The following is a 24599-nucleotide window of genomic DNA, read 5'->3' as shown; positions in this document are numbered from 1 at the left end:
CTCCAGACCTAGAGCCGGACCAGACCCCTTGGCAGCGGCAGGATGTCGGCGTAGGTGACGATGCCCGGCGCCGCCGCGACCACCTTCGGGATGGCGTTGACCGCGGGCATCGCCGTGAGGATCATCGGCAGCCGCATGAAGTCGTTCATCGTGGTGCCCGTGAAGTCCGCGGGCGGTGAGATGTCGACCTTGATCGCCACGTTGGGGTTACCGTCGACCCGGATGCGGTGACCGGTGTCGATTGGCCAGTCGGGCTCGAGTGTCTGGCCCTTGCGCCACACGAAGCGAAGCTCGACGATGCTGCGCCCGTTGACCTTCCCGTGCCAGCTGAAGGCGATACCTGCCACGCATCCCGCCTTGATGCTCCACGAGCCGAGATCGACGTCGGCGGTGGTCTTGGCGTACTCAGCCTCGCAGACAACCTCATCGAACTCCACCCCCAGCGCATCACCCAGCAGATGGACGGCATCGATGAACACGTCAGTCGCCTTGGCCGTCATGGCCGGCAGGTTCGGATCGTCGATGGGATGGGAGAAGCCGACGGGAATCTCGGTCGCCGGCGAGTCGTAGCCACTGATATCGGCTTCCTCGATGACTGTCAGCTTGTCGATGCGGTCGCATCCGCCTGCGGCCACGATCGCCAGCAGATCGACGAAGCCGGGGTTGATGCCCGACCCGAATATCGACGCCCCACCCTGCTCGCAGGCCAACGCGATCCGATCCCGTCGATCGCCGAGCGAGTGCCCGGTGATGAAGGCCGCGGTGGTCACGATGTTGACGCCGGCCTCCAGGATGCGGACGACCTCATCGACGTCGATCCACATCGGGTTGTAGACAACGCAATCCGGCTTTAGCGCGAGGAGCGCCTCGACATCGTTGATGGCGGTGACACCCGTCGGAGCAAGACCGCACAGTTCGCCGACGTCACGGCCCGCCTTGTCGGGTGACCATGCATAGCACCCGACGAGGTCCAGGTCGGGGTGCGCCAGCGCGGCCTCGACCGACCGCCTGCCGACGTTCCCCGTCGTCCACTGGACGACCCGCGTAGTCACGACGCGGGCTTGGCGGGCGAGTAGTTGGGCTTGCCCAGCCCGAGCATGTACTGGCCGATCATGTTGCGGAACACCTCCAGTGTGCCGCCGTAGATTCCGACCAGCGGGGCGAACCGGTAGACGTACTCCGCGGCACCACCGTCGATGGCGCCGTCGGTGTCGATCGGCAGCGCCGACGCCTCACCGAGCAGGTCCATCAAATCGGGTGAGACGTCTCGCATGGTCTGCGCGAGGGCGACCCGGCCGAATATGTTCGGGGTGCTGATTGCCACCTCCATGCGGGCGACGCTGCGGCCCAGGCGGTAGGCCACCGAACCATCGTCCACCGGACGGCGGCCGCTTGGATCGGCGGCACCGACGATCGCGGCGGCCTTGTCGCACGCCGCGACCATGAAGCCGCCCTGGTGCATCATGATCGAGACGTCCTGCAGGCCATCAGCACTGGCGTCCACGGCGCCGTGCTCGGCGTTGAGCGGTTCGCGCAGCACTGTCCAGCCGCCGTTGACCTCGCCCAGTCGGTACCGGTCGTCGACCCTGACGTCGCTGTAGTAGACGATGTTGGTTCGGTCGCCGTCGACGGTGCGAATGCCCTGGATCTCGATGCCCGGTGTGTCGAGCGGCACTAGAAACATGGTCAGGCTCTTGTGCTTCGGCGCTTCCGGATCGGTGTTGGTGATGAGGAAGACGTACTGGCAGTTGTGCGCACCGGTGGTGAACATCTTCGAGCCGTTGATAATCCAGCTCGACCCATCCGCTTCCCGGACGGCGCGCGTCTTGCATGTCGCGATGTCGGAGCCGCCATCGGGTTCGGTGTAGCCCAGGCACAACCGGATGTGTCCGGAGAAGACGCCCGGCAGCACCTCCTCCTGAACCTCGGGCGAGCCGAACCTCTTCACCGACTTGGCGATCATCGACGTGGTGCCCGCCGTCACCCACGGCACGTGGTAGCGGCGCTTCTCCAACTGCCACAGCCGGTTGCGCAGCCGGCTGAACCCGCCGTCGTCCTCGCCGTGCCACTCGCCCGCGATGTAGCCGGCTGCGCCGAGTGCGAGGTGGACGTCCTCGTCGAAGTTGTCACCGGTCTCCCGGTCGCGACGCAGCACATCCTCGGTGACCTGTGTCGACAGCAGTGCGCGGGCCTCGTCGAGGAAGGCCTGATCGTCGCCGGACAGCTCGACTCGTGAGAAATCCATGTTCTTGTCTCCTACTACCCTGTGTCCTAGGCGCTTTCCCGGGCGGCGACGATGTGGGCGATCCGAACCGCGGTGGCGCCGGGATCGCCACCTGCCAGCGGCCAGCCCCTGGCGCGGACCAGATAGGCCGTTGCGGCCGCCTCGGCCGACACACCAAGGCCACCCTGAATGTGGACCGCCATGGTCGCGGCCTTCGAGGATTCCTCCGCCATGAACACGAACGCCGACGGTCCGAGTTCCGGACGCGCATCGGGCTCGTTGTCCAGATACCACGCGGCCCGCCGGGCCAGCGCCCGACCGCCCTGGACAACGATCGCCATGTTGGCCAGCGGGTGCGAGATTCCCTGCAGTGTCGCGATCGGGACGCCGAGGGTGTAGCGCGTCTTCGCGAACTCGGCAGCGATGGTCATCGTCTCCTCGACCAGACCGGCCAGCGCGGCGGCGGTCAGCAGACGCCACTCATCCAGCGCCAGTTGGTAGGCCGCCATGGCCTGCGGTCCGCTGGCCAGCACGGTCGCGGTGTCAGCGGCGGCGGGGTCCACCCAGGCCATGGGCAGCCGCCCGATGTTGTCCACGTGGGGCGGCCGGGTGTCGAACGTCAGACGGACCACGTCATCACCGTCGCGCACCACGATGTGGTCGGCGATCGATCCGCACGGAACAAGCCGACGACCGCCCGCGTCGACCTGACGCGGGTCCAGGCCGACGATCTGCTCTCCGGACACGATCGCACCGTCGTCGGGGCCCAACGCGCCCAGCCGGGCGAGAAGCCTTGCCGCACACACATGATCGATCCACGGCACCGGGGCGAGCGAACGCCCGATCTCCTCCGCGACCAGCGCGAGGTCGACCATGGTGGCTCCGTCGCCGCCGACGGACTCCGGCAGGGCCATCGACGTCGCGCCTGTGGCGCACAACCGCTCCCACAGACCCTTGTCGAAGCCGGTGGCCTCGGCGGCACGAACGGACTCAATCGAGCAGTTCGCCTTGAAGAACTTCTGATACGCGCTCAACAGGTCCGTCTGGTCCTCGGAGAGGCTGTAGTCCTCCCTGCGTAGTTCGTAACGATCCATGATCACTGCCCCTCTCGATCGCCGAAGAAGAACGCTTGCGCGTTGTTGTACAGGTAGTTGTCGAGCACGTCAGGTGGCAGGTCAAGGGCCAGCGCCTCGGGGACGACGCGACTCTGCCGCAGCACCGGCCAGTCCGAGGCGAAGATCACCTTGTCCTTGCCGCGGGTGCGCATGAAGTGCAACAGGCTGTCCGGCAATCGCTTCGGTGACCACGCCGACGTCATCAGGCGCAGGTTGGAGTACTTGATGAGCATCCGGATGGCCACGTCCCACCATGGGTCGGCGCCGTGGATCATGCACAGCCGCAACTCTGGAAACCGCACGCAGACCCGATCGAGGTGAATCGGGTTCTGCACTTCTCCGGGGATCGGCGGACCAGGCATGCCGGTGTTGATGCACAGCGGCAGGTCGATCTCGGCGCACTTGGCGTACAGCGGGTAGTACACGGCGTCGCTCGGCGGGTATTGGCCGTCACCCCAGAAACTCGGCCCCACCGCGGTGTACGCGACGGGCAGATCCTTGGTGACTGCCACGAGTTCGCGTAACGCGGGCACGGGTCGCAGCAGGTTGATTCCACCGACGGCCAACGCGAACCTGTCGGGCCGCTCGGCCACGAACTTGCGGGCCGTCACGGAGGGCTTGACCAGGTTGTCCATCAGGATCGCCTTGGCGACGCCGTGCTCATCCATCTCGTCGAGCAGCGCGGGCAGCTCGACTTGGTCGTACAGCGACTGCGGACCCTTGAAGTAGTCGTCGCGCACCTTGAGCATGAACTCGGGTTGCTTCTTGGTCTCGCCGAAGTGCACGTTGACCAGACAGTCAATCGCCCTGTGTTGAGGTGTCATTGGTTCCCTTGCTCCGCCTGGCTCTTGGCCCAGCGGTAGTCGGCCTTACCGTTGCCGAGGCGGCGGACCCTGTCGACGATGACGAACGCCTTGGGTGCCTTGAAGCGCGCCAGCTGCTCGACGCACGCCGCGTGCAGCGCGTCTGGATCAACGCTCGCTCCGGTGTGCGGTTGTACGAGCGCGACGACCTCCTGGCCCCACCGCTCGCTGTCGCGGCCCACGACGAGCGCATCGGCGACGCCGCCCTGGGCCCGGATAACCGCCTCTACCTCCTCGACGAAAACCTTCTCGCCACCGGTGTTGACCACCAGCGAGTCACGACCGAACAGGCGCAGCGTGCCGTCGGGCTCCAGGGACGCCCGGTCCCCCGAGACCACCACTCGTTGCCCCTGCACGACGGGAAAGGTCTTACGGGTGGCCTCGGAATCGTCGAAGTAGCCCAACGGGATCCGGCCGGTCCTGACCACCCAGCCGACCTCCTCTTCCCCCGGCGCCAGGAAGCGGGTGAGGTCCTCGGACACCACGGTGCCACCCTCGCGGAGGTCGAACGTGTCGCGATGCGAGCCACGCTGGTTGTGACCGAAGCCCATGTTTCCGGTCTCCGAGGACCCGTAGCCGTTGATGATGGTGAGCTGCGGCAGTCTCTCCAACAGCGCGCTCACATGCTTGGGATTGGTCGCCGCGCCGCCCGTTCCGATGGCGTAGAGCGAGGAGAGCTCGTACGCGCTGTGCTCGAGTTCCTCGACCAGCGGTGCGGCGTAGGCGTCGCCGACCATGGTCATCAGGCCAACCCTCTCGCGTTCGACGGTCTGCCAGACCGTGGGTGGGTTGAACCTGCTTCGATCGTCGTAGAGCACGACCGGCAGCCCGGCGAGCGTCCCCGAGAAGAACGTCCACAGTCCGGCGGCGTGCATCAGGGGCGAGACGGCGAACCACGGTGAGCCCTCGTTGGCGCGCACCCTGTCGTGGATCTCCTCGACCGACGCATGGTCGGCGCCCACCATCGACGAGACGTAGGTGTCGCTCTGCCGCCAGAGCACGCCCTTGGGGCGCCCGGTGGTTCCACCGGTGCAGTACATGATGAGGTCATCGGGCGACCCAGCGATTCTGCGGTCCGGATCACCTTGCGCGATAGCGTCTTCCAGTTCCACTGCTCCTGCGAGCCGCGGCGCGTCGCTGCCGTCGTCGACCTCGATCAACAGGTCCGCGCTGAAACCGGCATTGCTCCTCGCGTCCGCAGGCAGCACGTCGGCGAACTTCGCGCCAAGTGCGCGGTGATAGATCACCGCCCGCGGCTTGACGTAGTCCAGTAGGTCGGCGACCTCGCGCGGCGTGTAGTGGTGGTTGACGTTGACCGGGATCGTCCGCGCCTTCAGCGCGCCAAGCACCATCTCCGGATAGCGGTCGTTGTACATGACCAGCGCCACCCGGTCCTGTCCGCACTCCCAGTTCTGCAGGCCAGCACGGTCGTCGTGGACACCGAACCCCCTGTCCGCCAGGAAGTTCGCCAGCCGGCGAGTGCGCGCGGCCATCTCACCGTAGGTGGTTCGACGCTCGCCGCACACCGTCATCGTGCGGTCGCCAACCGCGTCAGCGATGGCGTCGACGACGTCGCCGAGGGTCCATTCACCCATGGCTAGGCGGATACCGAGACGCCGAGGAGAGCAAGGGCGTTGTCGCGCATGACCTTGCGGGTGTCCTCGGCGCTGAACTCGGGGAACTGCGGGATGTCGGCGGTGAAGGTCATCGGATCCGCAAGCCCCTCACCGTGTGGCCAGTCCGAGCCGAACAGGATCTTGTCGACGCCAATGGTGTCGGCGAGAAGCTTCACGTCGTCCTCGTAGTACGGGGCGATCCAGACGTTGTTCCTGATCTGCTCCACCGGGTCCACCTTGAAGTGGTGCGGCGCGGTGTTGGCGGCCTTCTTCAGCCGCTTGATCAGCCGGTAGACGAAGTAGGAACCGTTCTCGATACTGGCGACCTTGAGCTTCGGGTGCCGGGTGAAGACCTGGTGCACCACCATCGAGGCCATTGTGTCGTGGATCGCCCGATCATCGAGCAGGATCTGATCCAGCGGATCCTTCTTGCCGAATCCCTCGAACTTCGCCTGGCCGCCCCACAGCGCCGCGATCGCCAGATAGCCGCTGTCGGACAGGTGAAAACCGACAGGAATGCCTGCCTCGGCCAACCGCGCCCAGACCGGATCGTGCAGCGGATCGCCAAGGGACCGCGGCTTGACCAGCCCCGGCACCGGCGCCGGCCGGACCAGCACCATCTTGGCCCCGCGCGCCAGCACGAACTCGACTTCCTCGACAGCCTTTTCGGGATCGGCCAGCGAGATGATGGGCGCCGAGATGATTCGGTGGTCGGGTCGGTCGAAACCCCAGTCCTCGTCGAGCCACAGGTTGAACGCGTGCACCGAGGCCATCGTCGCCTCGATATCAGCCTTGAGCGCTTCCTCGACACCGCAGGCGAATGTCGGCAGCATGAACACCGTCTCGAGGTTCTGGCGGTCCAGGACCTTCACTCGCGCATCGCGGTTCTGGTACTCGGGGTGGTCTGCCATCCGGTCGACCTTCATCAGCGAGGCCGGGTCGACACCCTCGGGGATCTCGCCGCGGAACAGCAGATCCAGACAGCCCGGTTCGATGATCGGATCGAACGTCGGATTGGGGATGAACTGATTGATCTCACCGCCCATGACGGCGAAGGTGCGCTTGCCCTCGGTGAGCATCTGCACGCCACGGCGCTTGAACTCCTTGGGCAGATGCCGAGTGAACGAGTCGATCGGCTCGTAGTAGTGGTTGTCGACGTCGATCGCTCGATAGTCGAGCGTGGCCTTGTCCGTCATGATCGGTCCTCCTGCTCTGGCGCCAGCGGCGGAAAGTTGGGCTGTCTCTTCTCGAAGAAGGCGGTGATGCCCTCAATGAAGTCGGGGCGCCGCATCGACTCGTGCATGAGTCTCTCGGCGTGGTCACTGGTGGCCACCAGATCCCGCAGCGCGTCGTCGTACATCTGACGCTTGATCACGGCCATGGAACTCGGCGCACAGTGGGCCGCCATGTCCTGCGCGTAGGCCAGCGCTCTGGGCAGCAGATCCTCGGGGGCCACGACTTCCTTGACGAGTCCGAGTTCGGCCGCCTCTTCGGCGTAGAAGGTGCGCCCACTCAGGAGAAGGTCGAGCGCCGCGCTCCACCCCACCAGCCGGGGCAGGATCCAGGAGATGCCGTACTCGCCGATGAGTCCGCGCCGGGCGAACGCGGTGGTGAGCTTCGCTCCCGCAGCAACGAATCGGACGTCGCACATCAGCGCGTGCGTGAGACCGATACCGGCACAGGCTCCATTGATTGCCGCGATAATGGGCTTGCGCATGTCGGTGAGGAAATGCGGGTGCCGCTCACCGACGAGATGCGACATGTCACTGTCCTCGTCTCCAGTGGATTCACTTGCGCCGCTTATGGTGTCGAGGTCGCCCATATCGGCACCGGCGCAGAACGCCCGCCCGTTACCGGTGAGCACGATGACCCGGACGTCCGGGTCGGCCTCGGCCGCGTCCATACAGCGGTAGAACGCCGCGGCGAGTCCGCCGCCCCAGGCGTTCATGCGCTCAGGGCGGTTCAGTGTCACCACTGCCACGCCGTTTTCGAGTGCCTCGTAGAGCACCGGACTCTTCTGATCGGTGGCTGTCACTGTGACTTCATCGCGTCGTCGACTCCCGGAATGCCCCAAGCTGAATGTATGCACATACTGTATACCTATCGGTAGCGCTCTCCGCCATAGGGCGGAAACACAATCACCGACGCGCCCAGCCTCCGCCGAGCGGCGCCGAACCGGCCCTGGTCCTATCCAGCTGGACACACTCCGCGTCATGCGCGCAGATGAATCTAGATCCACTAAGCACCCAGCCGAACTCGCCGATCCGCAAATTTCTGTGAACCCGCTGAGAGAAGGCAAGGCTTACCTCTTGTTACACAGGTAAGCCTCAGCTAACGTCCAGGCGACTCACAGGCAACTTCGCCGCATAGCCAGGAGAAACCGTGCAACCAGCTGTTCATGCCGACTCGATGGATTGCGACTACACGTCGCAACACGCAGCATCGCCCGCTCGCAGTACCAAACTCCTGGTGGCTGGTATCGCAATGGCAAGCGCCAGTGTCATCGCCGTCAATCCCGTGATTGCGACACCGGCCATGCCCGACGTGCGAGCGACGGCCATCGAACTCTCGGCGTTCGCCAATCCGATCACCGAGTGGCAGAAGACCTTCACCAACACGTTCACCGCTCTGGGAGCGCTGGGCACCGGCGTCTCGGCGTCCACGGCCGCGCTGACGCAGGCGCTCAGCAATCCGGCGGTGCAGGCCCAGTTCGCCGGCGTTTTCACCGGCCTCAACCCGCAACGTATCCAGAACACACTGGCAGCACTTCCGGGGTACGGGGGGCGCCTCGGCGCCGCGGCCGCGGGTTTTGCCGGGCAGCTCCAGGAGGCGCTCGCAGCCCTTCCGGGAGTCCTGCAGATGTCGGCGGGCCTCCTCGCACAGGGCAAGTTCCTCGAGTCGTTTGCCGAGGTCAACCTCTGGTTCTTGACTGCCGGTTTGTCTGACTTCCGTGGCGCGATGCTCGACGCCTTCAGGGTTCCTGGCGATTTCCTGGACTCCATCGGCCTTGAGCCGCTCGCCCGCATCCTCGGCACCTCCTGGATGGTCACATCTGCGCCCGGGGCCCAGATCGCCGGCCCCGGCTTGCTGTCACGCGCCGTGATCGGCAATCTCGCAAGGGCATTGCTGGGCCCGCCAGTCACCGCGATGTTCCAAACCATGGAGATTTTCGACGCTTTCGGGGCCGCGGTTCAGGCCGGCGACATTCAGACCGCGCTCAGCGAGCTGATCAACGCACCGGCGAAGATCGTCAACGCCTTTGTCAACGGGTACATTCCGGCGTTCGTTGGCGACCCCGATGGCCCCTTCCCGCCCGGCCCCGGTCAGACCTTCCCAGGCCTCCTCTCCCCGACGGGCACCCTCGACTTCTTCTTCCGACAGGTGCCGGAGGAGATCGCCAAGGCTCTGCAGTTCCCGCGGCCGACTCCGCCTGCTCCGGCAGTGGTCACCACCTCCGCGGCAGACGTCACCCTGGTGTCCGCGTCGCCGAGCGACATCCCCAGCAGCAGTACCCTCCCGCTCACGCTCGAGACCCCCGCTGCTGTCGAAACCGCCCCGGCTGTCGGGGAGGGCGCGGCCCCCGAGGGTTCGACCGACACCGTGGTCACCACACCCGAACCTGAGAGTGCGGGCAGCGGTAGCGGCACCTCCCCCGTCGACGACACGGATGCCGGCGCTGACGACGGGGCGGGCGCCAATGATGGTGGCGACAGCGAGGGATCGCAGGGCGATACGGGTGGCGAGACCAAGCCATCCGACACCAAGCCCAGCGACACCAAGCCGTCTGACACCAAGTCCGATGACAGCAAGTCTGACGACAAGAAGTCCAACGACACCAAGTCGGACAACGGCAAGTCGGACAACGGCAAGCCGAGCAAAACCAAGTCAGACGACAGCAAGTCCAGCGACGCCAAGTCCAACGACACTAAGTCCAGCGACAACAAGTCGGGTGGCGGTGACAACAAGTCCAGCGGCGGTGAGTGAGCTGCGCTGAAATGAACTGAGCGCCCGGGGTCTGACGACACGATCGTGCCGTCAGGCCCCGGTTTCAGTTCTCCAGCAGGCCAATACGGACATAGGCATCACGAATCTGAGTCTTTGCCTCGGGCGGCACGTGCGCCTGCGGCGGTCGCGAATGCGGGTAGTCACCGATCGGTAGACCCAGCAGCGAGGCCGCGTACTTGAACGCGCCACCCCAGTGCGTGAAGTAGTCCGCGCGGCCGGGATAGCAGGTGAACCACGGGCCGCGGTCCAGCTCGAACTGGTCAAGTCCCGACGTGCGCGCGTAGTCCATCGCCTCGACGAGTTTGTCGTCCCACACCAGGTTCCAGTACTCGCTGAAGATGCGGCGCTGCGGCGTGTCGAACAGGTAGCCGCTGGTCCCGAGGAGCGCGGGGACCACGATGCCATCTCGCAGCCACCCGGCCCGATAGACCGTCGTGTCGCACTCCCAGATCAACAACTCGGGGGCGAGTTCGTGCAGCATCCGGCTGCTGCCCGGGCGGAAGGCACCCTCCTTGGTGGCGCAGACCGCGGGGATCTCGGCGGCGATACGCGCACCCTCGGCCGGTGTCAGGACATATCCCGATGACGGTGAGTTGAACATCCCGAGCGCGATGTCGGTGCGGTCGGCGACGTAGTGGAAGAAGTCCAGCACGCCCTGCCCGCCGTGCGCCTCCATCATCGGCGTCTGGATGTAGACGATGTCAGCACCCACCTCCTGTGCGTGCATCGTCAGTTCGACGCAATCCTTGGCCGCGGTGGCCGATGTGCACGCCTGGATGACGACATCGGGTTTGATCGCGCGCGCCTCGGTGATCGCCACTTCGAGCAGACGCTTGCGCTCGCCGATGGTCAGCGCCCAGAACTCGGCCAAACCGCTTGTGCACCAGAGCATCTGATGGTCGAGCGTGCCGATGCAATGCCGCACGAGGGCGCGGTAGGCGTCCCAGTCGATGTCATCGCCGTCGGTACCGCAGAACGGTGTGTAGAGGGAGTCACCTATCCCTCGCAGCGCGGTGCGCGCCCACTCGCGTGCGTCCCTTGCATTCGCCATGCGCCGCTCCCTGCAGTGTTGATCTGGTGAAACCTCAGGTGAAGTCGCTACCGCCGTCCACGTTGACATTCGCGCCGGTCATGTAGGAATTGCGGCGCGACGCCAGGAATGCGGCAACCGGTCCGATCTCGTCGGGCAGGCCCGCGCGGGGCAGGTGCGCCGGATGGCCGAAGTGTTCATCGATGGCTTCCATCAGGCGGTACGGATCGGAGCCGTCGACGCCGACCGAGTCGGCCCAGCCGAGCAGGGCCTCGGATGCGATGCTGCCGGGCGAGACGACGTTGACCAGGATCTCGTCCGGAGCAAGCAACAGTGACAGGTTCTTCGAGACGCTGTTCACCATGGCCTTGGCTGCGGTGTAGGCGGGCAGCCGGGTGCTCTGCCGTTGCGTCGAGTGCGCGGAGAAGTTCACGATGCGGGCCCATTGCGCCTTGCGCAGCAGCGGAAGTGCGGCGCGCACGCAGCGCACCATGCCCATCGCGCCGTCGTCGACGGCCGCATGCCACTGATCGTCGGTGAGTTCCTCGAACGAGCCGGCCGCGCCTGGGCCCACGGTGTTGATCAGGACGTTGAGTTCACCGTCCCAACGCTGTCCGATGTCGGCGAACACCCGCACCACCTGGTCGGCGTCCGAGATGTCGGCGACGACGGCAACCGCATCGGGGCTACCGCACCGACTCAGATCGGCCGCGGCCGCCTCGAGCACCTCGGCGGAGCGTCCGACGACGGCCACCCTGGCGCCGTCCTGCGCCAGGCACCGGGCCGTCGCCAGACCCATTCCGCGACCACCGCCCACGACGACGGCGGTCGCGTTGGCAAAGCCTAGGTCCACGCCACCACCCTGTCGGTCAGGAGCCGGTCCAGTTCGGCGCGCGCTTCTCAGCGAAGGCGGTCGCCCCCTCCATCGCGTCCTTGGAGGAGAACACGGGCAGGATCAGCTCCTGCTGCTTGGCCCACATCTCGTCCTCGCTCCAGCCGGCCGACTTGGCGATGATCTCCTTGGTCACCGCCACGGCCAGCGGACCGTTCTTGGTGATGCGCTCGGCCAGTTCCAGGGCTCCCTCGAGCGCGCCGCCGGCCTCGGTCACGACGTTGACGAAGCCCCATTGCGCAGCGTCCTCGGCCGTGAAGCTGTCACCTGTGAGCGCCAGCTCGAGAGCCTTCTGGTACGGAATGCGGTGCGGCAGCCGAAGTAGTCCACCACCCGCTGCCACCAGGCCGCGCTTCACCTCGGGGATACCGAACTTCGCGTTCTTGGCGGCGACGACGAGGTCGGTGGCCAGCACGATCTCGGTGCCCCCGGCCAGCGCATACCCCTCCACCGCGGCGATCAGCGGTTTGCGCGGCGGGCGCTCGGTGAAGCCGATCCCGCGGCCGGGGATCGCGGGCACCTCGCCGGCCATGAAGGCCTTGAGGTCCATCCCCGCACAGAAGTTTCCGCCTGCGCCGGTGATGATGGCGACCGAGAGTTCCGGGGTGTCGTCGAGTTCGTCCACCGCGTCGGCGAGACCCTGCGCGACGGCAAGGTTGAACGCGTTACGCGCCTCGGGACGGTTGATGGTGACGACGAGAGTCCGTCCCCGTCGCTCTGTGAGGACTACTTCTTCGGACACGTGGGCCCCTTCGCCAGATGGTTATCGTGATTCACGACACGGTAAGTGCACCGTGAAACCTACTATAGGTCTTTCAGTACCGTCCGACAGGCCATTGCTCGATTGAATTGGCATCGAGCTAATCCCTTGCTCAACAAGGCATTAGGACCCGACACCGCGAACGTGAAGAAGTGTTCGACGTCTCGTCGATTTCTCGCCAATATCTTCACTTTCGCGCACGCCCAGGCGTAACGAGACCCCGACCGTATGCCTACCGGTAAGGTCTACGGTGACGTGTGCACCGGGACACGCAGATTCTAGCCGCGGTTCACACGGCCGTTGCCGGTAGATTGACGTCCGCCGCGAACCCGATGGAGGTGCCCCAGTGGCCAAGCAAGTGACCGGCGAGAAGCGGCAACGCCGCGAACGCGGCTCCATCAATCCCGACGACATTATCAAGGGCGCCTTCGAACTCGCCGAGGACGTCGGGATCGACAACCTGAGTATGCCCCTGCTGGGCAAGCACCTCGGTGTCGGCGTCACCAGCATCTACTGGTACTTCCGCAAGAAGGACGATCTGCTCAACGCGATGACGGACCGCGCGCTGAAGCAGTACGTCTTCGCGACGCCCTACGTCGAGGCCAGCGATTGGCGCGAGACATTGCGCAACCACGCCTGGACCATGCGCGAGACATTCATGGGAAACCCCATCCTGTGTGACCTGATCCTGATCCGGTCGGCACTGTCCCCGCGTGCGGCCAAGATGGGCGTCGCCGCTGTGGAGAAGGCGATCGAGAGCCTGGCGGAGGCCGGCCTCTCCCCCGAGGACGCCTTCGACACGTACTCCGCGGTGTCGGTGCACGTGCGTGGATCTGTCGTCCTGCAGCGGCTCTACGACAAGAACCGCGCGATCGACGGCGGTCCCGGCGACTTCGAGGAGGTCATGGTCATCGACGCCGAGACCGCGCCCCTTCTCGCCAAGGTGACCGAGGAGGGCCACCGCATCGGCGCATCGGATGACAAGAGCTTCGAGTACGGACTCAACTGCATCCTCGATCACGCCGCTCGACTCATCGCCGAGCAGGCGGCCGAGCCCGCTCCGCGGCGGGCGGCCACCACGCCGCGGCGCAAGGCCACGGCGCGGTAGCGCCCATTTAGACGGGCGCGGTAGCGCCCATCCAGACGGGCCCGGTAGCGCCTGTTTACACCTCGATGACGACGGCGCCGCCCTGGCCGCCGCCTGCGCACATCGCCGCCACACCGATACCGCCACCACGGCGACGCAGCTCGTAGATCAGGGTCGTCACCATCCGGGCACCCGACGCCGCGATGGGATGGCCGAGGCTGCATCCGCTGCCGGAGAAGTTGACGAGATCCTCGTCGAGGCCGTACTCCTTGCACGCTGCGATCGGCACGGACGCGAACGCCTCGTTGATCTCCCACAGCGTGACATCCGACGGCTTCAGGCCCGCGCGCTGAAGAACCTTGCCGATGACCTTGACGCCGCCGAGTCCGGTGTCGCGCGGCGCGACGCCTATGGACGCCCACGCCTTGACGGTCGCCATGACGTCCAGGTTCTCCGCGACGGCGAGATCGCGCTCGGCGACCGCGACCGCGGCGCATGCGTCATTGGTGCCGCTGGCGTTGCCCGCGGTGATGGAGAAGCCCTCGATCTCGGGATGCAGCACCTTGAGCCCAGCGAGCTTCTCGACTGTGGTGTCACGCCGCGGATGCTCGTCGACGGCGAACTCGGTGACCGAGCCGTCGAACTGGGTGATCTTCAGCGGCAGGATCTCGTCGGCGAACTTGCCTGCATCCTGGGCGGCGACGGCGCGCTGATGGCTGCGGGCCGCCCAGGCGTCCATCTCCTCACGGCTGATACCCGCGGCCTGCGCGGTGTTCCAGCCGACCGTTATCGACATGTCCTTCATCGGAGCGTCCGGCGTCTCGACGTGCGTGGGTGTCATCCAGCGCTCCTCGAACTTCAGCTCGGGGCCGGGGATGCGCCAGTTGGTCAGCGGTGTCATCGACAGCGACTGGACGCCACCGGCGATCAGGGCGCGCTCCATGCCGGAGCCGATCTGCGCCGACGCGTTGCCGATCGCGGTCAGGCTGCCCGCGCAGTGCCGGTTCACCGACTGACCGGGGACGTGCTCGAGGCCCGTCGCCGTAGCCGCGTAGCGCGCGAGATCGCCACCACCGTAGTTGGATTCGGCGAAGATGAGGTCGTCGATGACCGCAGGATCCAGACCTGAGCGGCGGATCACCTCGGGCAGCACGGCGGTGATGAGGGTTTCCGGCGGCGTATTGACCAGCGTGCCCTTGAAGGACCGCCCGATGGCAGTGCGGACCGCTCCGACGATGACAGGTGTGGGCATGTCTCAAACCTCAGTTCTTGGGCCGCCTTCGGCGGAGGATCAACTGCGTTACAAAACTAGCAGAAACTGTAGCGCCGGCGGGAGGTGGTCAGCGAACGTCGGGTTCGGGCACGTGGAAGTGCTCGTCACGCAGCCGAAACGCCTCCTTCGTGCCGTGCTGGGCACGGGTCTTGACGAAATTGAACTCACCCGGCGCGAACTGCAGGTTCGTCCCGTAGGCGTGGAACAGGTAGCTGGCCACTTCCTCACCCTGATAGGCCTGACTCTGCTCGACCATGCGGAAGGCCTCCTTGGCGATCACGACGCCGTCGGCGGGCATCTTGGCCGCCTTCTCCGCCCAGTACCGGGCCCTGGCGGTGACGGCTTCCGGGGAGCACGTCTCGGTGAAGACCCCGAGGTGCTCGACCTCACCGGCCTCGATGATGTCGCCGGTCAGCAACATCCGCCGCGCGAGCACGGGCCCGAGGCGGTGAAAGAACATGTGCAGGCTGCCCAGCGCCGGGCCGAGGAAGCGCGTGGCGGGCATGCCGATGCGGGTGTCGCGCGCGATCACGGAGATATCGGTCATCAACGCCATCTCGAAGCCGCCGCCCAGGGCGTAGCCGCCGATCTCCCCCACTGTGATCTTCGGGAACCCCATGAGGTTGTGATAGAAGCTGAATGACTTGCGGTCCACGGTGAGTCGCCTGCGTTGACTGGGCCGACGCCTGGCCGCCTCGGTCTCCTTCTCGCCGGTTCCCCGCTCCTCGCGCAAGCGCTCATCGCCATACCAGCCGTAGGCGTTGTTCATGTCGGCACCGGTGGAGAAGACGCCCTCGACGCCGCGGAGAATCACCACCGTGATGTCGTCGTCCTCGGCAACCTGATCGAGACACCGCTCGATGGCGTCGCGCATCGCTGCGTCATATGAGTTGCGCTGCTTGGGATTGTTCAGTGTGATGGTCGCGATTCGGCGATCTGGGTCGACGTCGAACAGGACCCGGTCGTCGGTGGTCAACTTGTCGTCGGTCATGTTGGAACTCCTCTATCCGTGGCCGGCTTAGCCGTGGTCGACGTTCGAGATCAGCCGAGCCTCGATGGTCTTGTCGGTGCCAAAGGCGATGGTGTGCCGCCGGGCGGCGGCGAGGTGGTCTGCCGCGATGCGCATGGCACGGTCGCGATTGCCATCGCGGATGGCGTCGGTCATGCGTTGGTGGTCGCGCAGGGCCGCGCGCATCGTCTTGTCCCGCATGGGTGAGCCCGTCGGGGACGACTCGTCGTTCCACACCGCGGACTCGTGTGCCGACCAGATCAGCTCCAGGGAGCCGATCAGCAGAATCATCGGTTCGTTGCCGCAGCGCGACACCAGCGCCTCGTGGAACCGGCGCGCGTTGGGGACGTAGCCGGCCACATCGTCGAATTGTTCTGCCTGGTTGCGGATCTCGGCCTCGAGGTACGGGACCACCTCGGTCAACCGATCCTCGCGGGCGGCGCACATTCCCGCGCAGACGGGCTCCAGGTACAGCAGCGCGGCGCTGACGTCGGCAGGTGTCGAGTCGCGTGACTGCAACACCATGCCGATCATGTGCGCGGTCCGTTCCGACGACGGCAGGTGCACCACGGCACCGCCCACGTTGCCTCGCCGCACCGACACCAGGCCGTCGGACTCCAGGATGTGGATGGCCTCGCGAAGCGCCGGCGGACTCACCCTGAACTCGGCCAGCAGCTGCTCCTGAGAGGGCAGGATGTCGCCCTGTTTCAGCCGTCCCGAAAGGATGTCGTTGCGCAGGCGTGCCGCGAGGATCTCGGCGACCCTTGGCTGGCGAATCCGGTGCTCGACCACGGTCATCGCTGCTGCCTGGCGCCGAAAGCGGCGCCGGTGAGCCTCTCGGGTGGCAGGGCCACGGTGTCCACAAGTCCGATGCACAGCACCTCGTCGTCGAGCCGCAGCCTGGCCGTCGAGGTCAGACCGCGTTCGGTCTCGCAACGCTGCACGTCGAAGGTCAACTCGGTCAGAAGCGGCGTCGGTCGGCGGTACTTCACGGTGAGCGATCGGGTCTTCCCCGACAGTCGGGTGGCGCAATTGTGGTGCTGTGTCACACAATCGAAGAACACACCCAGGAAGCCGCCGTGCACCAGTCCCGGCGGACCCTCGAAGTTCAGCGGGAACGTGACGGTGCCGGTCGCGGTGTCCGGGTGGCCGTCGACGACGGCTAGGCGGTACTCGGGGAAGCTCGGGTTGTAGGCACCGACGTCGAATGCGTGGTCGAGGTAGAGCCTGCGCAGACCGTCCGGATCGGCACCTATGCGGGGCGCGACATCGGGCGGTGCCGCCTCGGCGAGGTCGGTCTCCCACTGCGCGAACCGGACCAGCATGTCGTCGACGGCGGGATGCTCGTTCTCGATGGACAGCAGCAGACCCGTCAGCCGCCGGATGGCGGCGGCGGCTGCCACGGTCTGCGGCAGCGGCTTCTCGCCAAACCGCGGTGCGTCGGCCACGGGCCACCCCCTCCGTCATTGCGTGCGCCGGCGCTTCCGCGGGCGGCCTTTCCTTGCTAACTTGTACAAGATAGCAATCGTAGCGCCTACTGTATGGGTAACCGTAACGATGCGGAAGGGCGATCAACGGTGAGTCAAGAGAGCGGCGAGGTTGTCGGTGAGGGCCAGGCCGCCGGCTCGGTGACCGTGTCTCACGACGGTGCAATCCTGCGTCTCGTACTCGACCGTCCCGATCGACGGAACTCCCTGAGCCACACAATGATCGACACGCTGGTTCAGGCACTTAGCGACGCCGCCACCGACGACGCCCTGCGCGCCGTCCACATTCGGGGAGCCGGCGACGACTTCTGCGCGGGTGCGGACTGGGTGGCCTCCAACGCATCAGGCGGGGCGCGCCCCCGCACCGGGGACCTGGTCCGCCGCATCCCCCTGACCTCGCACCGCGTCATCGAACTCGTCGGGGCAATCGCACTTCCCGTGGTGTGCACGGTTCGCGGCTGGGCAGTCGGCCTGGGTTGTAACCTCGCGCTCGCCGCCGACTTTACCGTCGCAGCCGACGACGCGGTGTTCTGGGAACCGTTCCTGGACCGCGGATTCAGCCCCGACTCCGGTGCCACCTGGCTGCTGCCCCGCCTGGTCGGCGTGGCCAGGGCGCGACGCATGCTGTTGCTGGGCGAGAGGGTCTCGGCCGCCGACGCCGCCGACTGGGGCATGATCCACCAGGCCACGGCGGCTCAGGACGCGGACGAGGTGACCGAGGCCCTGCTGGCCCGGCTCGCCGCTGGCCCAACGGTCGCGCTGGGGCTGGCCAAGTCGGCGATGCGGGCCAATCAGCACGCCACCCTGGAGCAGGCCATGACCCAGGAGCTGTACAACCTCGAACTGTCTTGCCGGACAGCAGACTTCAAGGAGGGACTCGCGGCCTTCCGCGAGCGCCGCGCACCGGACTTCACCGGCCGATGACCGAAGGGAAATCCATGCCATTCGACGCGATCACGTATGAGGTCACCGGCCACACCGCGACCATCACGCTCAACCGGCCCGAGGCGCTCAACGCGCTGAGCCCGCACATGATCACCGAGCTGAGGACCGCCTATGACGCGGCGGAGAACGATGACGACGTCTGGATCCTCATCGTCACCGCCAATGGCCGCGCGTTCTGCACGGGCGCGGACGTCTCGGAGATCCCCGGTGACGGCAAGGTCATCAACGAGCGGCCCTACCTGTCGACGTATGAACAGTGGGAGGCCCCGCAGGAGGGCACACCGCCGTTCCGCCGGATGGCCAAGCCGGTGCTGGCCGCGATCAACGGGATCTGCTGTGGCGCAGGGCTGGACTGGGTCACCACCGGCGACGTGGTCATCGCCTCGGATCGGGCGACGTTCTTCGACCCGCATGTGAGCATCGGCCTGGTCGCCGGCCGTGAGATGGTCCGCCTGGCTCGGGTCCTGCCTCGCAACATCGCGCTGCGCATGTCACTGATGGGCAAGCACGAGCGGATGACCGCACAGCGCGCATACGACCTCGGCATGATCAGCGAGGTCGTCGAGCACGACCGACTGCTCGAACGGGCCCACGAGATCGCCGACGTGATCAACTCCAACGCCCCACTGGCCGTCCGCGGGACACGCCTGGCCATCCACAAGACGTTGGACCTGCCCCTGCACGAGGCCGAGATCCTGGCCGAGACATTCCGGGAGCGGGTCGTGCGGACGGAGGACGCGCTCGAGGGGCCGCGCGCGTTCATGGAGAAGCGGACGCCGAACTGGCAGTGCAGGTGAGTGAGATGCCACAGTTCGAGACAGTCCTCCTCGACGTCGACGAGGCGGCGCGAGTCGCCACCGTGACATTGAACCGGCCGGACCGACTGAACTCGTTCGACCGGCGCATGTGCCACGAGATGGCCGACGTCTGGCGCACCGTGAAACTCGACGACCGAGTCAACGCGGTGGTACTGCGCGGGGCTGGTGAGAAGGCGTTCTCCGCGGGCCTCGACGTCAAGACCCCCTACGGTCAGCCGTCGAATGTGTGGAACCACGAGGATCCCGGCGAGTTCCTCAGCCCGAAGTGGCAGAAGATGTGGAAGCCCGTCGTGTGTGCCGTGCAGGGCATGTGCACCGCCGGGGCGTTCTACTACGTCAATGAGTCCGATGTCGTGATCTGCTCCTCCGACGCCACGTTCTTCGACTCCCACGTCAGCTTCGGCCGGGTGTGTGCGCTGGAGCCGATCGGGCTGATGCGCCGGATCGGGCTCGGTGAGACACTGCGAATCGCCTTAACCGGCAACGACGAACGCGTCAGCGCTCAGACCGCACTGCGGATCGGGCTGGTGTCAGAGATCGTCGAGGCAACCGGGACCGAGGAGCTGTGGGCCCGCGCGCACGAGATCGCGAGCATGATCGCCGCGCACCCGACATCGGCGACCCAGGGCACCGTCAAGGCCATCTGGGAGTCGCTCGACAAACCGTACCGCGCAGCGCTCGAGCAGGGGCTGATCTACACCCGACTCGGCAATGCCATCGGAGACTCCGAGCTGGACCCGAATCGTCGTCCGCCAACGCCGAGGATTCGTTGATGGCCAACACGCTGACCCGGCGAATCACCGAAGTCCTCGCTCTCGCACCACAGTCCCGCGCCATCGAGTTCGAGGGCGACTGGTCGACATGGGCCGAGGTGGGCGACCAAGCCAGGCGTATCGCCACAGTCGTGGCACAACACGGTGGGTCGCACCCGCAGGTGGGTGTTCTGCTGCGCAACACACCCGTCCACGTCGCGACGTTCCTGGGGCTGATGCTCGCAGAGGCGACGCTGGTGGTCATCAACCCGGCGCGCGGCGATGACCGCACCAGGGATGACATCGCGGCACTGGGACTGCCCATAGTCATCGGGACGGCCGACGACCTGGCCGCACTGGTCAGGACGTCAGACTCCATGACCGCCGTCACGGTATCGACGCTGACCGAACCACCGCGGCTATCACCCTGTCCGACACCCATATCGGCAGACACCCGACCCGGTGTCGCGGTCCGCATGCTGACCAGCGGCACCACCGGTCCGCCGAAGCGGATCGACCTGACCTACGACATGTTGGCGCGCAGCGCACTCGGCGCCAACCCCGAGGCCGCCACCGCCCCAGCCGAGCCGCGGCGCGGTGTCGCCATCGTCAACGCGCCCCTTGTGCACATCGGCGGTGTCTACCGGGTACTGCAGTGCGTCACCGAGGCCCGCCCGTTCGTCCTACTCCCCCGCTTCGAGTTGCAGCGCTGGGCGCAGGTGGTGCGCGAACACCGGCCGAAGGCGGTGTCACTTGTACCCGCCGCGCTGCGCATGGTGCTGCACTCTGACCTGACTCGCGACGACCTCGCGGGCGTACGCGCGGTGACCTCCGGTACCGCGCCGCTGTCGGCCGAGGACGCCGATGCGTTCACCGACAAGTTCGGCATCCCGGTGCTGACATCCTATGCGGCAACCGAATTCGGTGGTGGCGTTGCCGGTTGGAGCCTCGCCGACCACACCCGTTACTGGCACGACAAGCACGGCAGCGTGGGCCGCGCCACCCTCGGCGCGAAGCTGCGGGTCATCGACGACGACGGCAACCCCGTCGACCCCGGCGTGCCCGGTCTGCTCGAGGTCAAGCCCGGCCAGCTCGACCCAGGCGCGGGCTGGATCCGCACGACGGACCTGGCCCGCATCGACGAGGACGGCTTCCTGTGGATCCTCGGTCGCGCCGATCAGGCGATCATCCGGGGCGGGTTCAAGGTCATGCCCGATGATGTGCGCCTGGCGTTGGAGGCCCATCCCGCCGTGGCCGGTGCTGCCGTAGTGGGCCGCCCCGATGAGCGACTCGGCGAGACTCCGGTGGCGATGGTGGAGTTACGCACTGAATCCAACACCGACACCGACGAGATCGCCGACTTTCTGCGGACCAGGCTGGCCCGCTACGAGGTCCCGACCGAGATCGCGATCGTCGACACCATCCCGAGAACTCCGTCGGGCAAGGCCGACCTGAGCGCGGTGCGGGCACACTTCGCCGCGTCCCGAGGCGGGCATGGCGGCTGATATCGCGCCGGGCACCGAGACCATCGCGTCCGTCCTGATCCGGCAGGCGCGGACGAGGACCACTCATCCGCTGCTGATCTGCGATGCCGAGCGGCTGAGTTACGAGTACGCCGAGCGTCGTTCGGCACTGCTCGCGCGGGGGCTCATCACACTCGGGGTCGGCAAGGGAAGCCACATCGGTCTGCTCTACCCCAACGGCGCCGACTTCGTCATCGGCATGCTTGCCGCCACCCGCATCGGTGCTGTCGCAGTTCCGTTCACCACGTTCGCCACGGCGCGCGAACTCGGCGAGCAACTCGCCCACGCCGACATCACGGTCCTGCTCGCCGCCCGGTCGTATCGTTCACACGACTACGTCGGCCGCCTGACCGAAGCCCTCGGCGTGCGGGAGTTCACGCCGTCGCGGCCGCTGTTCATCGCGAGAGCACCGCAATTGCGCCATATCGTTTTCGACCAGCACGAGGTCGCGAACCTGGCCGACGGTGTGGGCGACGACCTACTGTGCGCGCTACAGGACGACGTGGACGGGTCGGATCCACTGGCTATCGTCTACACATCGGGATCCACGGACGTTCCCAAGGGGGCCGTGCACACGCATGCCAGCGTCCTCGGCCACCAGCGCAACCTCAACGAGATTCGCGGCCTCGATGCCGATGACCGGCTGTTCTGCAACTCACCGTTCTTCTGGGTGGGCGGTCTGGCCTTCGGTCTGCTCGCCACGCTCGTCGCCGGCGCCACCCTGGTGTGTTCCAACGCGGTCGACGCGGGTGCCACCCTCGATCTGCTGGAGACCGAACGGCCCACGCTGACCAATGGTTTCGCGGCAGCGGTCGCCCACCTCGCCCGCCACCACAGCGTCCCGGGACGCGACCTGTCATCCATGCGACGCGGCAACCTGTACCCGATCATGCCCGCCGACGTGCGCCCAGCCGATCCCGACCGCAGGCACAACATGCTGGGGATGACCGAGGCGGGCGGCACGTTCCTGCTGCACGCCGACGAATCGGACCAGCCCGAGACGCGCCGCGGCTCATTCGGGCGGCCGGCACCCGGATTCGAGACGAGAGTCGTCGACCCCGATACCGGCGCGGCGGTCGAACACGGCACGGTCGGCGAACTGCTCATCCGCGGACCGCATCTCATGCAGCGATACCACCGGCGCAGCCGCGAGGAGTGCTTCGACCCCGACGGGTGGTTTCACACCGGAGACAACGTCCGTACCGATGAGGACGGCTACGTCTACTACCTGGGGCGGCGCGGCGCGATGATCAAGACCGCCGGCGCCAACGTGTCGCCCGTCGAGGTGGAGAAGGCCATCGCGCGGGTCACCGGCGGCACGGTCGCACACGTCGTCGGTCTGCCCGACCTCGAACGCGGCGAGATCGTTGCCGCAGTCCTCGTCACCGATCAGCACGTCGACCCGTCGGCATTGCGCGACCTGCTCGCGTCAGAGTTGTCGGCGTTCAAACTGCCACGCCGAGTCGCCACCGTCACCGAGGTGCCGCTGCTGTCGAGCGGCAAGGTCGACCTCCGCCGCCTTCGCGAGGTGTTCGATGGCTGACACCCCTGAGACTCCTGAGACCCCTGACACCCTTGACGCCCTCGTCCGTCGCGGGTGCGCCGAGCACGGCACGAAACCGGCGGTCATCGACCCCGCCGAGCGGATCGACTACGCCACACTCGATTCCACGACAATGGAGTTGGCCGCCGCCTTCGTCGCGGCAGGTGTCGGCAAGGGCACCCGCGTCGGCCTGATCATGCCCAACGGCGTCCGCTGGGTGCAGATCGCTGTGGCCCTCGGCCGCATTGGGGCTGTGCTGGTGCCGCTGAGCACGCTTCTCGCGCCGCGGGAACTCGTCGCGCAACTGCGCGCTGCGTCAGTCCAGACGCTGATCACCGTCAACGAGTTCCGCGGCCACCGCTACCCCGCCGAACTCGCCGCGGAGTTGGACACCACCGGCGTGCTCAACCGCACGCTGTACCACCAGGCGCTGCCCGCCCTGCGCACGGTGTGGGAGGCGCAGGCGCTGCCCGCGGTGACAGCGAGCGATGACGTGCGCGACGTCGTGGCGGCCATGACCGCCGCACTCACACCGAGCGACCCATTGGTGATCATGTTCACGTCGGGTAGCAGCGGAACACCGAAAGGTGTTGTGCACTCGCATGGCAACGCATTGCGTGCGGTGGCCTCAAGCCTGGCGCCGCGCTGTATCGACTCCGGTACCCGGCTGTACCTTCCGATGCCGTTCTTCTGGGTCGGGGGGTTCGGCGCTGGCGTACTGTCAGCCCTGCTGGCGGGCGCGACGCTGGTCACCGAACCCGCTCCACAACCAGACTCCACGCTGGAGTTACTAGAGCGCGAGCGCGTCACACTGTTCCGCGGATGGCCCGATCAGGCCGAGGCATTGGCCCGCCAATCGGACTCGACCGGCGTCGATCTGTCCGCCCTGCGGCCGGGAAGCCTCGACGGGCTGCTACCGCAGGCACTGCGCGGACGGCCGGGGGCGCGGGCCAAGCTGTTCGGCATGACCGAGGCGTTCGGTCCGTACTGCGGCTACCCCGCCGACACCGATATGCCCGAATCCGCCTGGGGCAGTTGTGGTCGTCCCTTCGAGGGCATGGAGATCCGCATCGTCGACGTCGACGACCGCACGCCGGTTCCCGCCGGAACCGTCGGCGAGATCGAGATCCGCGGACCGCACACGCTGCGGGGTATCTGCAGACGCAGCCGCGAGGACCTGTTCACCGCCGACGGCTTCTACCCCACCGGCGACCTGGCCCACCTCGACGATGACGGGTTCATGTTCTATCACGGCAGGTCCGATGACATGTTCAAGGTGAGCGGGGCGACCGTCTATCCGAGCGAGGTCGAGGCGGCGCTGCGGACCGTCTCCGGTGTCGGCGGCGCCTTCGTCACCAACGTGGTCGGTGGTGGCGGTGACCGGGTCGGCGCCGCCGTGGTCTGCGACGCCGCGAACACCACCACAGCCGGCCTGCGGAGCGCCGCGCGAGAACTGCTCAGCTCGTTCAAGATTCCGACAGTGTGGCTGCTGCTGGACTCCGACGATCTCATCCCCCGCGGCACCACCGGCAAGGTCGACGTCCGTCGGCTTCGCGACATGCTCACCGACGCTGCGACACTGGAGGACAGTCGATGAAGACCAAGGGAGCCCTCGACGACATCGCCGGTCTTCGCGGCGAGAGCCTCTGCGCAACAG

General features: G+C 66.6%; 22 protein-coding genes. 8 read left to right on the top strand and 14 right to left on the bottom strand.

Going from position 1 to position 24599, the window contains the following annotated elements; all coding sequences use genetic code 11:
* Window positions 1-8: 8 nt before the first annotated feature.
* The 7 genes from ABIA65_RS18725 to ABIA65_RS18695 are packed head-to-tail and all read right to left on the bottom strand — an operon-like array spanning window position 9 to window position 7853.
* Complete coding sequence (locus ABIA65_RS18725) at window positions 9-1052, bottom strand: NAD(P)H-dependent amine dehydrogenase family protein (RefSeq protein ID WP_354524512.1); 1044 nt, start codon at window positions 1050-1052, stop codon at window positions 9-11.
* The gene (locus ABIA65_RS18720; protein WP_354524511.1) at window positions 1049-2245 is read right to left on the bottom strand and encodes an acyl-CoA dehydrogenase family protein; all 1197 of its coding nucleotides are present in this window, start codon (window positions 2243-2245) and stop codon (window positions 1049-1051) included. The genes ABIA65_RS18725 and ABIA65_RS18720 overlap by 4 nt, the downstream gene beginning before the upstream one ends.
* 26 nt (window positions 2246-2271) lie before the next feature.
* A complete protein-coding gene (locus tag ABIA65_RS18715) occupies window positions 2272-3318 on the bottom strand; it encodes an acyl-CoA dehydrogenase family protein (protein WP_354524510.1) in 1047 nt (348 codons plus the stop codon).
* Between the two features lie 2 nt (window positions 3319-3320).
* On the bottom strand, window positions 3321-4163 hold the full coding sequence (locus ABIA65_RS18710) for an amidohydrolase family protein (RefSeq protein WP_241400079.1): 843 nt from the start codon (window positions 4161-4163) through the stop codon (window positions 3321-3323).
* Complete coding sequence (locus ABIA65_RS18705; protein ID WP_354524509.1) at window positions 4160-5797, bottom strand: acyl-CoA synthetase; 1638 nt, start codon at window positions 5795-5797, stop codon at window positions 4160-4162. Before ABIA65_RS18705 ends, ABIA65_RS18710 begins: the two co-directional genes overlap by 4 nt.
* Before the next feature lie 2 nt (window positions 5798-5799).
* Window positions 5800-7014 (bottom strand): amidohydrolase family protein, encoded by a 1215-nt coding sequence (locus tag ABIA65_RS18700; RefSeq protein WP_354524508.1) that lies wholly within the window; start codon window positions 7012-7014, stop codon window positions 5800-5802.
* Window positions 7011-7853, bottom strand: a complete 843-nt coding sequence (locus ABIA65_RS18695; RefSeq protein ID WP_241400083.1) for an enoyl-CoA hydratase — start codon at window positions 7851-7853, stop codon at window positions 7011-7013. The genes ABIA65_RS18700 and ABIA65_RS18695 overlap by 4 nt, the downstream gene beginning before the upstream one ends.
* 434 nt (window positions 7854-8287) lie before the next feature.
* Between ABIA65_RS18695 and ABIA65_RS18690 the strand changes: the two genes are divergently transcribed.
* A complete protein-coding gene (locus ABIA65_RS18690) occupies window positions 8288-9802 on the top strand; it encodes a hypothetical protein (protein ID WP_354524507.1) in 1515 nt (504 codons plus the stop codon).
* 64 nt (window positions 9803-9866) lie between these two features.
* Here ABIA65_RS18690 and ABIA65_RS18685 read toward each other — a convergent pair whose 3' ends face one another.
* Genes ABIA65_RS18685 through ABIA65_RS18675 form a run of 3 tightly spaced genes read right to left on the bottom strand, consistent with a single transcriptional unit; the run spans window position 9867 to window position 12487 of the window.
* Window positions 9867-10874: a dihydrodipicolinate synthase family protein gene (locus tag ABIA65_RS18685; protein ID WP_354524506.1), complete on the bottom strand. Its 1008-nt coding sequence runs from the start codon at window positions 10872-10874 to the stop codon at window positions 9867-9869.
* A gap of 34 nt (window positions 10875-10908) precedes the next feature.
* Entirely contained in the window at window positions 10909-11706 is a 798-nt protein-coding gene (locus ABIA65_RS18680) for an SDR family NAD(P)-dependent oxidoreductase (protein ID WP_354524505.1), read from the bottom strand.
* 16 nt (window positions 11707-11722) lie between these two features.
* Window positions 11723-12487: a crotonase/enoyl-CoA hydratase family protein gene (locus ABIA65_RS18675; protein ID WP_354524504.1), complete on the bottom strand. Its 765-nt coding sequence runs from the start codon at window positions 12485-12487 to the stop codon at window positions 11723-11725.
* 364 nt (window positions 12488-12851) lie between these two features.
* On the opposite strand from ABIA65_RS18675, the gene ABIA65_RS18670 reads away from it, so the two are divergent.
* Complete coding sequence (locus ABIA65_RS18670) at window positions 12852-13613, top strand: TetR/AcrR family transcriptional regulator (protein ID WP_241400088.1); 762 nt, start codon at window positions 12852-12854, stop codon at window positions 13611-13613.
* Between the two features lie 55 nt (window positions 13614-13668).
* Here ABIA65_RS18670 and ABIA65_RS18665 read toward each other — a convergent pair whose 3' ends face one another.
* The 4 genes from ABIA65_RS18665 to ABIA65_RS18650 form a co-directional block, all read right to left on the bottom strand.
* Window positions 13669-14844: a thiolase family protein gene (locus ABIA65_RS18665; protein WP_241400090.1), complete on the bottom strand. Its 1176-nt coding sequence runs from the start codon at window positions 14842-14844 to the stop codon at window positions 13669-13671.
* Window positions 14845-14932: 88 nt separating this feature from the next.
* Window positions 14933-15856 (bottom strand): enoyl-CoA hydratase/isomerase family protein, encoded by a 924-nt coding sequence (locus ABIA65_RS18660; RefSeq protein ID WP_241400091.1) that lies wholly within the window; start codon window positions 15854-15856, stop codon window positions 14933-14935.
* A gap of 27 nt (window positions 15857-15883) precedes the next feature.
* Window positions 15884-16672: a FadR/GntR family transcriptional regulator gene (locus ABIA65_RS18655; RefSeq protein WP_354524503.1), complete on the bottom strand. Its 789-nt coding sequence runs from the start codon at window positions 16670-16672 to the stop codon at window positions 15884-15886.
* On the bottom strand, window positions 16669-17322 hold the full coding sequence (locus tag ABIA65_RS18650) for a hotdog family protein (protein WP_354524502.1): 654 nt from the start codon (window positions 17320-17322) through the stop codon (window positions 16669-16671). The genes ABIA65_RS18655 and ABIA65_RS18650 overlap by 4 nt, the downstream gene beginning before the upstream one ends.
* A gap of 93 nt (window positions 17323-17415) precedes the next feature.
* On the opposite strand from ABIA65_RS18650, the gene ABIA65_RS18645 reads away from it, so the two are divergent.
* The 6 genes from ABIA65_RS18645 to ABIA65_RS18620 are packed head-to-tail and all read left to right on the top strand — an operon-like array spanning window position 17416 to window position 24539.
* Window positions 17416-18285, top strand: a complete 870-nt coding sequence (locus ABIA65_RS18645; protein WP_502919583.1) for an enoyl-CoA hydratase/isomerase family protein — start codon at window positions 17416-17418, stop codon at window positions 18283-18285.
* A 14-nt stretch (window positions 18286-18299) separates the two neighbouring features.
* Window positions 18300-19103 (top strand): enoyl-CoA hydratase/isomerase family protein, encoded by an 804-nt coding sequence (locus ABIA65_RS18640; protein ID WP_241400096.1) that lies wholly within the window; start codon window positions 18300-18302, stop codon window positions 19101-19103.
* A gap of 5 nt (window positions 19104-19108) precedes the next feature.
* On the top strand, window positions 19109-19897 hold the full coding sequence (locus ABIA65_RS18635) for an enoyl-CoA hydratase/isomerase family protein (protein WP_354524500.1): 789 nt from the start codon (window positions 19109-19111) through the stop codon (window positions 19895-19897).
* A complete protein-coding gene (locus ABIA65_RS18630) occupies window positions 19897-21381 on the top strand; it encodes a class I adenylate-forming enzyme family protein (protein WP_354524499.1) in 1485 nt (494 codons plus the stop codon). Before ABIA65_RS18635 ends, ABIA65_RS18630 begins: the two co-directional genes overlap by 1 nt.
* The gene (locus tag ABIA65_RS18625; protein WP_354524498.1) at window positions 21371-22942 is read left to right on the top strand and encodes a class I adenylate-forming enzyme family protein; all 1572 of its coding nucleotides are present in this window, start codon (window positions 21371-21373) and stop codon (window positions 22940-22942) included. The genes ABIA65_RS18630 and ABIA65_RS18625 overlap by 11 nt, the downstream gene beginning before the upstream one ends.
* Entirely contained in the window at window positions 22935-24539 is a 1605-nt protein-coding gene (locus tag ABIA65_RS18620) for a class I adenylate-forming enzyme family protein (protein WP_354524497.1), read from the top strand. The genes ABIA65_RS18625 and ABIA65_RS18620 overlap by 8 nt, the downstream gene beginning before the upstream one ends.
* The last annotated feature ends 60 nt before the right edge of the window (window positions 24540-24599 follow it).

It is taken from the genome of Mycolicibacterium sp. 624 (assembly GCF_040548615.1).
Lineage (GTDB): Bacteria > Actinomycetota > Actinomycetes > Mycobacteriales > Mycobacteriaceae > Mycobacterium.
The sequence above is the reverse complement of the archived record's forward strand: the minus strand, read 5'-3'. Positions and strand labels throughout refer to the sequence as shown.

Coding starts and splice junctions, on each gene's coding strand:
- ABIA65_RS18625 (WP_354524498.1), top strand. CDS start 21,371: ATGGCGGCTGATATCGCGCCGGGCACCGAGACCATCGCGTCCGTCCTG.
- ABIA65_RS18720 (WP_354524511.1), bottom strand. CDS start 2,245: ATGGATTTCTCACGAGTCGAGCTGTCCGGCGACGATCAGGCCTTCCTC.
- ABIA65_RS18660 (WP_241400091.1), bottom strand. CDS start 15,856: ATGACCGACGACAAGTTGACCACCGACGACCGGGTCCTGTTCGACGTC.
- ABIA65_RS18645 (WP_502919583.1), top strand. CDS start 17,416: ATGGGTAACCGTAACGATGCGGAAGGGCGATCAACGGTGAGTCAAGAG.
- ABIA65_RS18635 (WP_354524500.1), top strand. CDS start 19,109: ATGCCACAGTTCGAGACAGTCCTCCTCGACGTCGACGAGGCGGCGCGA.
- ABIA65_RS18710 (WP_241400079.1), bottom strand. CDS start 4,163: ATGACACCTCAACACAGGGCGATTGACTGTCTGGTCAACGTGCACTTC.
- ABIA65_RS18700 (WP_354524508.1), bottom strand. CDS start 7,014: ATGACGGACAAGGCCACGCTCGACTATCGAGCGATCGACGTCGACAAC.
- ABIA65_RS18685 (WP_354524506.1), bottom strand. CDS start 10,874: ATGGCGAATGCAAGGGACGCACGCGAGTGGGCGCGCACCGCGCTGCGA.
- ABIA65_RS18665 (WP_241400090.1), bottom strand. CDS start 14,844: ATGCCCACACCTGTCATCGTCGGAGCGGTCCGCACTGCCATCGGGCGG.
- ABIA65_RS18705 (WP_354524509.1), bottom strand. CDS start 5,797: ATGGGTGAATGGACCCTCGGCGACGTCGTCGACGCCATCGCTGACGCG.
- ABIA65_RS18620 (WP_354524497.1), top strand. CDS start 22,935: ATGGCTGACACCCCTGAGACTCCTGAGACCCCTGACACCCTTGACGCC.
- ABIA65_RS18655 (WP_354524503.1), bottom strand. CDS start 16,672: ATGACCGTGGTCGAGCACCGGATTCGCCAGCCAAGGGTCGCCGAGATC.
- ABIA65_RS18715 (WP_354524510.1), bottom strand. CDS start 3,318: ATGGATCGTTACGAACTACGCAGGGAGGACTACAGCCTCTCCGAGGAC.
- ABIA65_RS18640 (WP_241400096.1), top strand. CDS start 18,300: ATGCCATTCGACGCGATCACGTATGAGGTCACCGGCCACACCGCGACC.
- ABIA65_RS18630 (WP_354524499.1), top strand. CDS start 19,897: ATGGCCAACACGCTGACCCGGCGAATCACCGAAGTCCTCGCTCTCGCA.